Source organism: Persicimonas caeni, assembly GCF_006517175.1.
GTDB classification, from domain to species: Bacteria; Myxococcota_A; Bradymonadia; order Bradymonadales; family Bradymonadaceae; genus Persicimonas; species Persicimonas caeni.
Window position 1 is genome coordinate 4,304,423 of record NZ_CP041186.1, and the last position, 13,914, is coordinate 4,318,336.

At 61.2% G+C, this 13,914-nt stretch carries 13 protein-coding genes and 1 pseudogene; 8 read left to right on the top strand and 6 right to left on the bottom strand.

The window, feature by feature from the left end:
* Positions 1-5: 5 nt before the first annotated feature.
* The 8 genes from FIV42_RS15855 to FIV42_RS15890 all read left to right on the top strand — a co-directional run bounded on the left by FIV42_RS15855 (position 6) and on the right by FIV42_RS15890 (position 10,090).
* Complete coding sequence (locus FIV42_RS15855) at positions 6-290, top strand: hypothetical protein (protein WP_222615245.1); 285 nt, start codon at positions 6-8, stop codon at positions 288-290.
* Positions 291-325: 35 nt separating this feature from the next.
* Positions 326-808 (top strand): TetR/AcrR family transcriptional regulator, encoded by a 483-nt coding sequence (locus tag FIV42_RS15860; protein WP_141198638.1) that lies wholly within the window; start codon positions 326-328, stop codon positions 806-808.
* A gap of 234 nt (positions 809-1,042) precedes the next feature.
* Positions 1,043-1,315, top strand: a complete 273-nt coding sequence (locus FIV42_RS15865) for a BrnT family toxin (RefSeq protein ID WP_141198639.1) — start codon at positions 1,043-1,045, stop codon at positions 1,313-1,315.
* Positions 1,299-1,637 (top strand): BrnA antitoxin family protein, encoded by a 339-nt coding sequence (locus FIV42_RS15870; protein ID WP_222615246.1) that lies wholly within the window; start codon positions 1,299-1,301, stop codon positions 1,635-1,637. Before FIV42_RS15865 ends, FIV42_RS15870 begins: the two co-directional genes overlap by 17 nt.
* Before the next feature lie 180 nt (positions 1,638-1,817).
* The gene (locus FIV42_RS15875; protein WP_141198641.1) at positions 1,818-2,612 is read left to right on the top strand and encodes a DUF3800 domain-containing protein; all 795 of its coding nucleotides are present in this window, start codon (positions 1,818-1,820) and stop codon (positions 2,610-2,612) included.
* An 80-nt stretch (positions 2,613-2,692) separates the two neighbouring features.
* Positions 2,693-3,418, top strand: coding sequence for a hypothetical protein (locus FIV42_RS30175; RefSeq protein ID WP_168210692.1), 726 nt, complete (start codon positions 2,693-2,695; stop codon positions 3,416-3,418).
* A gap of 3,906 nt (positions 3,419-7,324) precedes the next feature.
* Positions 7,325-7,816: a hypothetical protein gene (locus tag FIV42_RS15885; RefSeq protein ID WP_141198642.1), complete on the top strand. Its 492-nt coding sequence runs from the start codon at positions 7,325-7,327 to the stop codon at positions 7,814-7,816.
* Positions 7,817-8,581: 765 nt separating this feature from the next.
* Positions 8,582-10,090, top strand: coding sequence for a S41 family peptidase (locus FIV42_RS15890; protein WP_168210693.1), 1,509 nt, complete (start codon positions 8,582-8,584; stop codon positions 10,088-10,090).
* Between the two features lie 33 nt (positions 10,091-10,123).
* On the opposite strand, the pseudogene FIV42_RS30915 reads toward FIV42_RS15890, so the two are convergent.
* The 6 genes and pseudogenes from FIV42_RS30915 to FIV42_RS15920 all read right to left on the bottom strand — a co-directional run.
* Positions 10,124-10,270: pseudogene (locus FIV42_RS30915) on the bottom strand (IS5/IS1182 family transposase); the annotation flags it as partial.
* Between the two features lie 82 nt (positions 10,271-10,352).
* A complete protein-coding gene (gene tnpC / locus FIV42_RS15900; RefSeq protein WP_168210434.1) occupies positions 10,353-11,885 on the bottom strand; it encodes an IS66 family transposase in 1,533 nt (510 codons plus the stop codon).
* 40 nt (positions 11,886-11,925) lie between these two features.
* Entirely contained in the window at positions 11,926-12,291 is a 366-nt protein-coding gene (gene tnpB, locus FIV42_RS15905; protein ID WP_141196693.1) for an IS66 family insertion sequence element accessory protein TnpB, read from the bottom strand.
* On the bottom strand, positions 12,285-12,617 hold the full coding sequence (tnpA, locus tag FIV42_RS15910; protein WP_141196692.1) for an IS66 family insertion sequence element accessory protein TnpA: 333 nt from the start codon (positions 12,615-12,617) through the stop codon (positions 12,285-12,287). The genes tnpB and tnpA overlap by 7 nt, the downstream gene beginning before the upstream one ends.
* A 49-nt stretch (positions 12,618-12,666) precedes the next feature.
* Complete coding sequence (locus FIV42_RS30180) at positions 12,667-12,879, bottom strand: hypothetical protein (protein ID WP_168210694.1); 213 nt, start codon at positions 12,877-12,879, stop codon at positions 12,667-12,669.
* The gene (locus tag FIV42_RS15920; RefSeq protein ID WP_141198644.1) at positions 12,873-13,271 is read right to left on the bottom strand and encodes a transposase; all 399 of its coding nucleotides are present in this window, start codon (positions 13,269-13,271) and stop codon (positions 12,873-12,875) included. The genes FIV42_RS30180 and FIV42_RS15920 overlap by 7 nt, the downstream gene beginning before the upstream one ends.
* Between the last annotated feature and the right edge of the window lie 643 nt (positions 13,272-13,914).

Genomic DNA, 13,914 nt, shown 5'->3' on the forward strand with positions numbered 1-13,914 from the left:
ATCGCATGAAACACGACAACGACGACATCTGGTCCGCCCCGTCGGCCACGCTCGACGAGACTTCCCGCGAAAAGCCGTTGAGCTATCGCGTCTTCATGGTCGTCGTGGCCGTCCTGTTGAGTATCCTCTTTTCGGGCTTGGGCCAGTTCTTCAACCGCCAGTGGCTCAAGGGAGCGATCTTCATCGTGCTGGGCTTTCTGCTGTGGTTCGTCCTGCTCGGCTGGATCGTCCACCTGGTCGCCCTTGTCGACGCCGGCTTCGTGGCGTGGCGGCGCACCGGAGCCGACTGAGCACCCTCATTCTCCCTTCGGAAAGCGAAACTGCGTTGGGCCTGTCCGAATGCACGATCTTTCGCCACTTCACCGACAAAGACGATATCGTGCTCGAGGCGGTCAAGCGCCTCGAGGCGATGCTCGTGCAGACCACGGCGCCCGTCGAGGAGGCGGACGACCCCCTCGAGCAACTCGGCGGGTTCATCCAGCGCCGCGTCGCGCTCATCCGCGAGCGCCCCGAGATCTTCAAGGTGCTCTTCTCGGATGACCTCGCCAAGGCAGGTCCCGAGGAGGCGGCCACGCGTGTGCGCCAACTCAAGCACGACTCGATGACCACGGTGCTCTCCCTGTTGTGCCAGGCCAAGGAGCAGGGCGTGCTAGCCGAGGGCGCTGATCCCGACGAGTTGGTCTACGTCGTGCACGGCACCGCCCTCGCCATCGTCTTCTCGGGCGGCGACCTCGAGCAGGTCACCTCGGCCTCGGTGGACCCCGAGCAGATCTGGGAGGCGCTCGAAGCGCTCATGCGCAAGAGTTAAATCCCTCGACCGGGCGCTCGCCAAACAGAGCGACCCCCGCCAGCGCCCCCTCCGGGCACGATTTCGAAAAAAACACGCAACGATTCGCCCCCTTCAGCCGAAAACCGTAAGGAGGGGGCGCGATTGTTTGCGTCGTTTGTGTAAATTGACCATCAGGAATCGTGTAACTACAATCGTAATGGCTCACGATGTCCTGCGCGCTATTTGCGATTGTTTGCATAGGCAGGAAACGACATGGACATCGGATACGTGTGGGACGAGCACAAGTACGAGCAAGTACGAGACAAACACAGCGTGGACTTTGGCGAGGTGGTCGATGTTTTCGAGGGGAAGCTGACCCTCTACGAAGAGGACCCGCAGGGAAATCCGGAACGCTTGATGGCTGTGGGCCAGACCAGGAGCGGTCGAGTGCTGCAGGTGATTTTCACCGACGAAGACGCTCCTTTGGTACGTCTCGTCACCGCCTTTGATGCTAGCAAGGAGTGGGAATATGAGTTCAGGAAATGAGTCGAACCCGCCCGAAGAGTATCGCGAGGTTCCCGAGGATCGCGAGACGCTCGGTCGAGGACCCGACGCGCTGCGCAAGCGGCTCCAGCAGGCTGCGAAACGCAAGCAGCAACTCACTATCCGGCTCGATGCCGACATCGTCGAGCGTTTCAAGCAGTTGGCAGGGCCGGACGGAAGCTATCAAACCCTCATCAACCGCGCGCTACATGAGTGGCTAGAGGCCCAGAGCGTCGGTGGTCTTCTGCGCACCGAACTTGAGGAACTCCGTGCGCTGGTGCAGGCGCTAAAGCCCGAGGGAGATAGCCCCGTTCCTCCAGCGTGACGTCTGCCGACGTCTTGGCACCAAACAGAGCAGACCCCCGCCAGCGCCCCTTCTCGCGGCGATTTGGCAAAAAGAACGCAACGATTCGGCCATCTCTGCCGAAAACCGTAAGGAGGGGGTGTTGTCCCCCTCGTCGGTCGACGGACACAACGCATACGCCGAAGGACGGAGGGACGACATATGCCTCGCAAGATGGCCATCTTTTGCGACGAGACGGGCACGCACAATTGCGCCTACTTCGGGTGGGGCTCGATCTGGTGCCCCTTGGACCGGGTCGACGCCCTCGAGCGGGCGGTCGACCGCATCTGCCGGGCCGAGGGGTGTCGCCGCGAGCTCAAGTGGAGCATGAGCCACGCGCTCGCCGCGCGCCAACGGGCGCTGCGCTGGTTCTTCGAGACGCCCTGGGTCTGCTTCCAGTCGCTGTGGGTCAAGAAGAGCAAGATGCGCATCTTCCGGGGCCGCTCGTCCGCAGCGCTGGCCTACCGCAAGCTGTTGTGCACGATGCTCACCACCTGCATGGAGCGCTTCGACGCGCTGCCGGGCGGCCCGCGCGACTTCGAGGTGGTCGTCGACCAGGTCGGCGAGACCACGCGCACGCTGACCCGCCGCGAGTTTCGCATCCTGACCGCCGCGGCCAAAAAGCGCGGCGAGACCCGCCGCAACCCGGTGGCCGACTTCCGCCGCGTCGACAGCCGCTCGACGCGCGGCATCCAACTCGCCGACCTCCTCGCCGGGGCCATCCGCGCCGGCTGGGAGGGCCGGCCCGGCGGCGCCAAACGCAAGGTCTACCGCACCGTCGCCCGCCACCTGGGCTGGAAGGACCTGCGCGCGACGACCGCCCCCAACCTCAAGTTCAACATCTGGCTGCACTGGGACTCCATCGACGCCTCCCCGCACCTGAAGACGCGCCGACCCAAGCTGCGCGTCGGGCGCGGCGACCCGCAGCGCCTCTTCGACCGACTGGGTCGCGCCTGACGGCGCCACTTGAATTGGCGACACACGCAAGGTAGTTCAGACGAACGGTGTTCGAGACGGCAACTGGATCGAGGTACGAGATGCAAGAGTTTTCCAAAGAAGCAAATACCTTCTTCGACGCGCACCTGGCCGACGACCCGGTCACCCAGCGCATGCTCGCCAGGCTCGCGCTGGTCGCCAACGAGCTCGACGCCGCCGGCCTCGACGCGGCCGTGGGCGCCGCCAAATTCGTGCGCGCCCTCGACCTGACCGACGCCAAGCAGGCCGCCGACCTGCCCATCGCGCTCGACGAGACGCTCTGCGAGATCATCGACGGCTCGCAGTCGAGCCCCGCGAAGGAAGAGCACTGCACCAGCCCCACCACCCGCCAGGCCGCCGCCGTGGTCAACACGGTGGGCCGCGTCGCCCGCGACGGCAAGACCTACGCCTGGGCCGACGAGGAGCTTCGCGAATCCCCGCTCAAGACCTACGCCCAGGTCAGTCTGAGCGTCATCGACGACGCCCTCGCCCGCGTGCCCCTGGCCCTCGACGACGAGCTCCGCGTCCTGCCGCGCCTCGACCTCCAGCACGACCCCGACACCGGCGACGACCACCAGGTCGTCTCCGTCGCCACGCTCGCTTTGTTCTGGGCCGAAGACGGCCAGGTCTACTGCGGCATGAGCGACAACCACCGCCAACGCTGGACCGAGGTCGTCGAGTTCGCCCGCCGCCACGACTACCCGGTGCACCAGGGCTTCCGAGGCGAGCGCCTCAGCGACGCGCAGCTGGCCGAGATCTTCGAGGAGATCGAGGCCCGGTATGCCTGACCGGCGCCGGTCGACGAGAGAACTAAATAGACGTTCGTAATAATGACTCACTTAAATCGCGCCGCACTGAGCGACGAGGACAAGGCGCGAGGCCGACGCGATGCAGCGCATCGTGGAGAACGAGCAACGCAGTCATCGTCGTTCAGCGCAAGCGAGAAGTGAGTCATTATTGTGAACGGCTATTTAGCGTTGCCCCCGGTAAGGGAAGTACATTCCCCGACGAAGCGCATTCTATGCGGTCATGCGACGTTGTTGATGAGCGCAGCCGCAGGCGAAGCGACGCCGAAGCGTGGTTTGCTGAGGCATCTGTAGACGGGTCCGACCCGAGCCTCGCGAGGGGGGGGCCCAGGGCGCCGTGGGAGGCCTCGACACGTGGTCGATGTGGCCGGCGAGCCCATCGAGGACGCCGACGTCAACCCGGTCGTCGACGAGGACGTTGTCGACGACCCGGTGACAACCTAGCGTTCTCGATTTGCAAAACAGGCCGACGCGCCCCCACTCCTCCGCGTGGAGCGCGTCGACCTTTTTCGACCCCACTGGCTCCGCGCAGCCCGCGCGCCTGCCGCCGAAAGCGACCTCGTCCCCTTCCTCCAACCCTCCAGCGACCCTCAAGCCGCGCGTCGCAAGCCTCCGCTCAACCTGCTGACGACCTGCAAACTCCGACGGTCCAGCCTCCCTGCAACCCCTCGATGAGGGACAAAACCGGATCGCCCCATATTGCAGGTGCATGACCACGAGCGAGAAAATTGCTCGCCGACATATTCGCGGTGCATGATCGCGACCGACAAACCAACTCGTCGACAGGTTGCAGCAACGTGATCTCCAGTCGAACGACCCCCGACGCGCCCCTCCCGGCAACCCCATCACCACCACCGGCGAGCCCTCGGCGCCCCTTCCCCCCACGGCCCCTCGAGCCATCCACCGGCAGCCGATCCCGCTTGCCCCACCTCTCCTCGAGCTGCCCCAACCCCTCGCCGAGGCTTACACGAGCCCCTCGCCGACACATGTTGCGACTCGCGATCACGCACCTCGAACCCCGCACCGACAAATCTTTGGCCACCGCGAGACCTCCCCAACCTCGCCCCCACGCCCCCCCACGCCCCCGCCGAGCCCTGCTGCAATGGTCGCCCACGGGGGCGAGGCCCTGGGCGAGGGTTCGAGAGCAGGAGCGGGGCAGGAGCGCGGCCAGCTTGGCCGCTTTCGGCCAACGAGCGCGGGCCTCGCCCGCCGAGGCGGCCGGACGCTACGACGAGCAGGGTGGTGTTCAGCCGCATATAATGGGCTTCGTCGGGGAACGTGGTTCCCGTTTGTTGGGCAACAAGCTCTCGTCAGGACTGTAGGCAACGGCAGGAACTACGTAGCGAGCTTCTCCGAAGTATTCAGCAACTTGTAGTTGCGCTTCAGCCATCTGAGCCTGATCGCGCGAGCGTACGATCCGAACCGGATGCCCGCAGGAGATGCTCGCGACAAATCCTAGGTTTTGCCTGACGTACCAACTCGCGGGTGGCTTTACCTTCACTGTACCCCCCGCGACCAGATTACTCCCATTCCCACAATTACGGCTAAAAGCCCCACAACGAAAGCCGCCAAGATAATGATGAGGTCCGGAGGGGCGCTATCACCCAAGCTCTCACCAACCGAAACACCTAACCATAAGACGATGGAGAAATGAGCTAGACCTTGGACCGCTCCCGCGGCAATGGCTAATCGCCGTAGAGCCTTGTATGTGATCGCCATAAGCGATGGAGGTGCACCGATATCAGCCAGTGCTGCGGCTTCGCACTCGACACGCACCAGACTGGAACCATCGAAAACAGGGATGAGGTCCCTTTCAATCAAAGCCCGAAACTCTCCGTGACGACGGCCCAATGCATGTCGCAATAATCGTTCCCACCACCGAGCAAGCTCGACGGTCCATTGCAAAAAGAACGAACAACTGGGGTCATGCCAACGTGCTCACTCGCCGATAAATGCGACCACCAAACCCAACAGCAAGTACCAGGCCTAACATCACAATCAGGCACGCAGGAACCCTCCCCTTTTCTGTAAACGCATAGATCAACTTATCACGCGTCACCCATCGTTTGACGCGAACGTCTGAAAACGCCCACCGTACGTTCTGCTCTTGAGGAAAAATACTGCAACCAACAACATCCCCTTGGATTAAGATATGGTCGTAATCGCGAGTGGCCCAAAGTGGGTAGAAGGAAGTCTGAAACATTGGCGGAGACAAATCGCGAGGCCACTCAATCGAAACAAAGCCAGTTCCATAGTCCGTACCCCCTTCGCAATACGGGTTTTCTAGAAGTTCCGCCTTGCCTTCGATTACTCTCCAACGGGGTACACCCGTCGAAACAACGGGCGATACAATCAGATGACCTCCCCGAGCAGCTTCCCTCTCGAAATCTTGAGTTATCAAAGGGAGTAGCGGTTCGATTGTGTAGACGATCGAACAAGTTAAAAAAAACACAGCAAGAAAAAAAACTCTTCCGGGCCAACTTCCCATCTAACTCCGAACAATGGCTAACTAGTTGCCGTCCGGAAACCCCCAAGACGGCGGAGAGTGTAGCAAAAACAAAAAACGGAGGTCGCTCTTTCGGCCGGATCTGGCATCAGGCAGTATGGGTGTACTTTACAGCAGTCATACAACCGACCTCCAATGCGAAAACTTGTAGACCAGCAGCCGGCTCTGATTCCAGTCAGCCAACGGTGCCGGGTGTGACCGGAGACTGACCGTCGGTAAAGGAGGATTTTCTTGAGCAAGACAAAATGGCAGCATCTCCATGTACCATTGACAGAAATAAGGAGCGGGTGTTCGAGCACGCTCTCAATGGAAATGCTGCTATGGAGGGATAATATCGAGACGCGATCGCAGAGGCCAGCGCCATTTGGGCCGAGGCAAGCAGCCAACGGTGCCAGCCAGTCGTACGGAGAAGCGTTGGTGCGGTTTTGCCGAGTGTTGCAGGCGAGGAAGAGCCGAGTGTGACGCGCCGGGGGCGGACGGTGGCCACCGTTTCGGCGCCTTGAGACCGGCGAGCAACTCGTCACCCAGACGACCTACGACATCCGCGGCAACGTCCTCACAGTGACGTATGGGAAGTACATTCCCCGACGAAGCGCATTCTATGCGGTCATGCGACGTTTTTTCGTGAGCGCAGCCGCAGGGAAAGCGACGCCGAGCGCGCCGGGAGCGAATCGACCAAGTAGTCTTGGGCTGTGGTTTGCTGAGGCCTCTGTAGCCGGGTCCGACCCGAGCCTCGCGAGGGGGGGGCCAGGGCGCCGTGGGAGGCCTCGACATGTGGTCGATGTGGCGACCTCCCGGCAACCCTCTTCGCCCGAGAAGGCCATCCTCCCTATGCCCACCCGTCGCAACGCCTGGCCAGGGTCTGTCGTCTAAGACGCGACCACGTGTCGAGCGTCGGCCCGTTGTCAGCCCACCCGCCTAAAAGAGGCCGCGCGCAGCCTCGGTATCGAGCGCCGCGAGCTGATCCTCCGATCACTTCGGGGCGTTTTGCGTTCGACGAGTCTCAGCATTTCGGACCACGGTCGCCGGTAATCGCGACATTGGCGCCTACGGCATGCCTGTGCGCTCCGAGTCACTGGTGATGGCCGACTCCACTACGACAGCATGGCTGGGCGCTATTACGCGTCGTCTGGCGGCAAGAAGTACGACTTTCAGGCAGGTACCGGCGCAAAAGGTCTGCCGGTGGAGATGAAAAAACCGGTCGGACACTCTACCTATGACGTATGGGAAGTACGTTCCCCGACGAAGCCCATTCCATGCGGGTGAACGTGGAAGAAGGGAGAGCAGTTCGTTGAGGTGTCAATTGGTGAAAATGGACAAATAGACGTTAAGTGGCTCACCCATGAGCTTTGGGAAGCCTACATGAAGCTGTGAGGTTCTAGATGGAATATTTTAATGAAGGTGACAGGCAGGTTTTGTTAGGACAGCGAACTTGGGACTTGGCGGGTCGAGCGGATATGGCTTTTCAGGCGAGGTTTGAGGAATGGTGCGAACAGGAGTTGAGCCTCGTTACAGGGCATCAAGTTTCAGCTGTACGCGTTGACTGTATCGAAGGCTTTAATTCATTTGTTCTAAAGGCTTGTATGGCGACTGACGATCGTGTTCGGTTCAGTTCGCCCAAGCCAACCTACTACGGGAACGCTTCGTTGATGCGGAATCGTGATGGAGCGATTGTCATGTCTGCGGACTTGTTTGTCTTCGTGGCGAGTCAGCGAGTGCGCACGTACGCGGAGACTTCCGAAGGTGGAGGGACCGTACTGGAGTTGGCATTCGATTCTGATTCCCACCACTGGAGCAGCTCGTGGGGCGTGGAATACTTTGAAGAAATGGCCTCAATCGAACGAGATGCACTGGCTTACTTTGCCGCGACGTAAGGGAAGTACGTTCCCCGACGAAGCCCGCGACGTAAGGGAAGTACGTTCCCCGACGAAGCCCATTTCACGCGGGTGAGCGCGGCTTGCGGTAGTTCACCACATTGCACGTCATCTAAGACATCGAGCGCCCCGAGCTGATCCTCCGATCACTTCGGGGCGTTTTGCGTTCGACGAGTCTCAGCATTTCGGACCACGGTCGCCGGTCGTCGCGACATTGGCGCCTACGGCATGCCTGTGCGCTCCGACACCCTGACCTTGCGACCGAAGGCGGCCGACCAGGCGTACTGACTCCGAAGCCGAATCGCGGCCCCACTGGTGGGTGGGGCGTACGGGAAGCACGTTCCCCATGCCCTTCTGCTGCGCTTTCGGAGCCAGACCATCTTGGTCTGCTTGGCGCATGCGAAGCGTGTGCCTTGCCGGTTCGTCACCTCAACCCCCCGCCGCCTCTCGGCGGCTGCCCCCCTTCGGCCTGAGAAAGCGGCCGTGGGGGGCGGATTGTCGACTCGGCAACCATATGTGTTTGTCGAGGGCGAAGCGCTGCCTCAACAACCGGCTACCGCACGGTGTCGGATACCGTATTGCAGGGCCTCGTGATCGTCTGGCAGGCTCGCGCGCAGCCTTGTTTGGCTGTGACATTCGTGGATATGATCCATTGGCTGGCCCGAGAAGAAGAAAACCGGTGCAACCGCCTCCTTCACACCTGCAAAGGGAGCATTTATGAAACCGATGCGCGCATTTGTCTCAGTCTTGCTGGGAGTCGCGGGAGTGATCGGCGTCGGATGCACCAGCACCAAGCCGGCTTCGAAGCCACCCGCTGAGCCTGCAGCAGAACGCGCGGTGGAGGAGAGCTCGCAGCAGTTGGCCGTCGTCGCCCCCGAGGCGACGCTTACTGCCGAGCAACTCGATCGTGATGTCCAGGTGGTGTTGCGCACGATGCGCGAGGCGTATGGGCCGCGCGCTGTTTTCGTGACACCGGCCGCATGGACGAGCTTCGAGAGGGAGCTGCGTAAGACTGGAGAGCAAGAGCACACCCCCCGGACTCTGTGCGATGCGTTGGGTAGCGTGCTGACGAAGCTGGTTCGCCCCGAGTTATTCGCGTCGTTGGGAAAGGCGCAGCGGTGTCGCGCTCGCCGGGCCACCTCGGGAGGATTACCCTACGAGGGGTCTTCCAGCGGAGACAACGTCGCCGCGGGTGCCCCGCAACTCTTTGCAGTCCAGCAGCCAAACTCCGATGTCGGCGTCATCGGTGTCCGGTACTTCAAAGAGCCCGGTGCGAAGGATTGGAAGGGCGTCGATGCCGCGCTCGAGCGCGTGTTGGAATCGCCGGGCGTCATTGTCGACCTTCGCGGCAGTCGTGGCAGCGACCCGCGCGCGATCTGGCCACTGGTGGAACAACTCACGGGCCATGATCGACTGCAGCCACTTCGCCAAGTGGTGCGCGCCGATGCCGACATTGTCGACGCGTTGCGAGAGGCTTATCGAGCGCAGCACAGCGAGCGAACCGAACGATCCGCGAAGGTGTGGGAGGGGCTGACTGCCGGCAACCAGAAGTCGACTCGAAGCGCGGCCTCCTCAGGACCTGTCGCACGCGTCCGGGTGCTGATCGACCGCGATTGTGAAGAAGCCTGCGAGTTGGTGGCGCGCACCCTCGAGACATACGCCGACGCGAAGGTCCTCGGGACCGTGAGCAGCCAAGGGCGCCTGGCGGTCGGTGAGCCTGGTCTGCTGACACTGCCGCACTCCAGAGTCGAGGTGACGATTCCGACGGCGGCGTACCTGCTCGATAAAAAGATCGCCGCCACGACCGGTGAACGCGGCGCTTGGTACCAGCGCAAGGGGCGTGGGCGCCAATACTCCGATTGGTTGCCACGGCAAGTCGAGGTGCTTCGCGATCGCTTCGCCCTCGATGAGACACTCGACCGATGGGACGATGCCGAGCCTAAAAAGTGCGCGTCCCATCGAGCAGTTCAAAGTCCAAAGGAACTCTCGACGGCGGCACGCGAGCGGCTGGGCAACTACTCCCCACTGTTGTGGAAGCGGCGAGCTCATATCTCGGCGAGCCTCCACCTCGACATGGAGCGTGCGCTGGCTTTCGTCAACGCCTGCCCCGGGCTCGAAGCGACTGCGGTCATGAGTCAGGACGACGGGCGCATCGCAGTGATTCTCGTCAAGGCGGACTCCTTCTCCGCGTTGTCCCGGCTGGTGCAAAGCGAAGCCGTCGAGCAAGTCAGCATCAAATTGCCGCGGCAGCCCGACAAGCCGAACCGCCGCTAATCCAGGATAACATGGTATCTGACATCATGTTTTGTTGGAGTTTCGTTCATCTCGAATTCGAATTTTTCGGTAGTCGTCGAACCATGACATCGTACGCTCGACAACCCAGCGATGCCGACCGAGTTTCTCGTTCGATTCGATTCCGCGCCGCGCAATGCGCGACTCCATGCCGTGCTGGCGGACCAAACGCATGCAATTGCGCGGTAACCGACTGGCAGACATCGTTGCATAGCTCAACCCTACCGCAAACCCGCCCCGCATCTCAATCCTGAGGCTCCCAGTTGTACGGCATCAGCTCCGAAATGGCTGACTGAGGATGGTCTTGGATGCGCATCAAGACGTCGGCCAGGTAGTCCTGGGGGTTGACGTCGTTGGCGATGCAGGTCGCCACGAGCGATTGCAGGATGGCCAAGTTCTCGCCGGCCTGATCATTTCCGACGAAGAGAAAGTTCTTTCGGCCCAGCGCGATGAGCCGCAGGTTTCGCTCGCTCAGGTTGTTGTCGAGGCTGACCTGCGCATTGTTCAGAAAGACGCTGAGCGCCTCGCGCTGCTTGAGCGTGTAGTTGATGGCGCGGCCCAGCGGGCTCTTGGGCGGATGCAGCGGCTTTTGGACATCGAGCCACTCAAAAATACCGCCGATTATCTTTGTGCTCTTCGTCTGGCGCAGCGTAAGCAGCAAATGTGGCTTACTTCCGATAACTGGCTCGTCTGCCGCAAGATACTCCACCCCATAGAGCTCCAAAATCTGAGACATCATGTGGTCGGCCTCCACAGGGGCCGTGGAGCGCGCTTCGAAGAATTTGCGGCGCACGTGTGCCCAGCAGCCGGCGCGCTCGCGGCCGCTCGGACAGGTCACCTTGTTATAGCCGGTGTAGCCGTCGACCTGCAGGGTGCCGGTGGTCCCGCCGAGCACCTGCACCGGGGTTTCGCCGCCGCGAGACGGGCTGTAAACGTAGCTTATCTTTTTGCCCGCGATAAACGTCCACATCCATCCGCGCCGGCATTTTCCCTTGGCCTGCACCCGAATCGGGGTCTCGTCGGCCGAGACGTCCGCGCTCTGGGCGACGTCGCCGACCAAGTAGGCCCACAGCGGCCGCAACAGCCAGGCGGTGCGGTGGTACAGGTCCAAAAGCGTGCTCTTGTTCATCGGGATACCGACGCGGCGAAGCCGCTTTGCCTGCCGCTCGATGGGCAGGCTGTCGGCACACTTGGACACCACCACGTTGGCGTGCAGCCCCGGCCCGTACATCCCGCCCTCGCAGACCCGCTGAGGCGTTTGGCCGTACAGAAACTCGCCGCACTCGCACACCGCGCGATGCTGGCGGTGCTCACGGCGCACGAAATGCGCCGGCACGTACTCGTATTCGTAGCTGACCGCATCGGCCAGCGGGCTTGCTTGGTGGGAGTGTCGGCCGCAGCCGTGGCAATTGGGCTCGACGATGGGATGCTCGACCACCTCTTTGCGCGCGGCCTTTCGCTTCTTCTCGGCGTTTTTCTCGCGCCGCTTTTGCGCCCTGTGCAGCCGCTCCTTTTTCTGCTCGGCAGTCTCCCGGCGCGCTTGCTTCTTTCGAAGCTGGGTCTTCAGCGACGGCAGTCGCTCCGACGAGCTTCCAAACATCGCCCGTTGAAACTGCTCGAGCTGATGGCTCTGGCGAGCGATCGTCTCGCGCAAGTCGTCGATGAGCGCGTAGAGCGTGGCAATGAGCGCGGCGAGCTGACGCAGAAGACCCCGAGCGCTCGCACCATCGAGCTTCTGGATGTCTTCTGGGGTCGGGATGTCGATCCGCTCGGCCATAGAGCAGGTTAGATCACAGAAGTGATCGGATGTCGATCCCTTAGCTCGCATTTCTGGTTTCCGGCGGCTGCCACAATTTCGGGCGTCGAAGTCGGCTAAAGTCGATGCCCTCCAAAAGAAGTGTGAGCTGGGCTGCGTCGAGTCGAAGGGTCGCGTCGGCCGCAGCGATTTTGGGTCGCTTGAAGGTGCCCTTCTCCAGACGCTTGTAGAAGACGACGAAGCCGCCGGTGTCCCAGGTCAGAATCTTGAGTCTGTCGCCTCGCTTGGAGATGAACACGAAAAGGTGGCCGGAAAAGACGTCTTCGCCGAACTGGCGAACCAAAGCGCTCAGACCGTCGATGCCCTTGCGCATGTCGACCGGCTCGCGGGCGAGATAGATGCGCACTCCTCTGGGTAAGGTCAGCATGAGCTCGCCTCCTTGAGTGCAGCGAGCTCAGCCAGCCATCCCGGGTCGGGCAGCGCGGTCAAATGCAAACGCAACTCTCCGAGCTCGAGCGTGACCTGCTGGGGCGATGGGTCGACCTGGCTGGTGTCGACTTCGATAAATCGAGGTGCGGATGGGCCGGCTGTGGATGCTTCTTCGCGGCGCAGCCGGTACAGCCAGCTTCGGAAGGTGTCGGTGCGTACACCGTACTTCTGGGCGAATTCCTTCTGGGTGATGTCGCTGGACTGCTCGTACTTCTGAACGAGGGACGACCAGAATGGGCGGCCGCGTCTCTTCGGGGATGCCATGCGTGACTCCTTTAGCGTGAGTGACGCACAGATTATGCTGGGGAGGGGCTCAGGTGCTCAAGAACGAGGTCTGCCGGTCGGTTACATTGCGCGTGTCGTAGGCCTTATCCGCGTGAAGCTTCTCGAAGCCCTTTGTCGGCTCATCATCGCCGTGCTGCACGCCTTGCCAGGCGTCGAGTACAGGGCCGAGCATCAAGGAATCATGGACGTTGGCGGCCGACAGCAACACGACGAGCACAATGCCAGTGGCGTCAGTCAGCACGTGGCGCTTGGTGCCGGGTTTTCCGCGGTCAACCGGGTTTGGGCCGGTGTCAGGCCCCCTTTTTTGGCGGGAATGCTGTCCGAGTCGATCAGCGCCCGCTCCCAGTCGATGGCGTCCGCATAATCGAGACTGCGGTGCAACAAGGCCTGCACCTGGTCCCAAACTTCGGCTTCGTGCCACTCGTGCAACCGCCGCCAGCAGGTCGACCCGCTGACGCCAAAGGCCTCCGTTGGCAGCATCTGCCACTGGATGCCCGATTTGAGCACAAACAAGATGCCGCGCATCGCGTCGTAATCCGACGCCCGCGGACGGCCTCCTCGGGGGTCGGGCTGATGTTGAGGAAGATACTGTTCGATTACTTCCCACAGCTCATCCGGCAAAAGTTTCGACATGGGCGCCTCCTTAGCATGAACGGATCCTATGATCCGATTGAGTCAGAAGAAAAACGCTTCATCTCGAATGAACATTCTCGCGCTACGCGGTTTTGAAACCAGCTCTTAGACTCTTGCGGTCACGCAGCTAGGTGCTGACAGAAGCGAGTTCTGTTGATAATTCAATGTTATAAGGATGAGCAGTGAGTCACCCCAAAAAAGTGGTAGGCTACCGTCTCTGCTTTGGTTTGGTTATCACTATGTTAGCTTGCTTGTCGTTCTTGCGGTGGACGAACAAGCATCAAATTCCCTTATTAGAGATTCCACTAAACGACTCGCACAGCGAGGCTGAGCGTAGCGAGGGCGTGTATATAGGGTCTTCGACGACTAAATCGCTTTACTTCGTGATTCGAGGAGTTGAACTCATAGATGAGCCTAAACGCCTAGACCGGCGAAGGAATCGTTATGGTTTGCCCGAAGTTGTTGTGTTTTTTGGGGGAAGTCGATTTCAGTTTGCCTTAAGGTTTGATTCGGACAGCACTCCGCCGAATCCGTCTGATCACTTTGTTGTGAGTTGTTCGCCAAGATCTAGCGAAATAGAATGCGGACCCGTGGTCCTTCGGCATGGGCCGTTCACATTCTTAGACTCTATTGCTATGCGGGC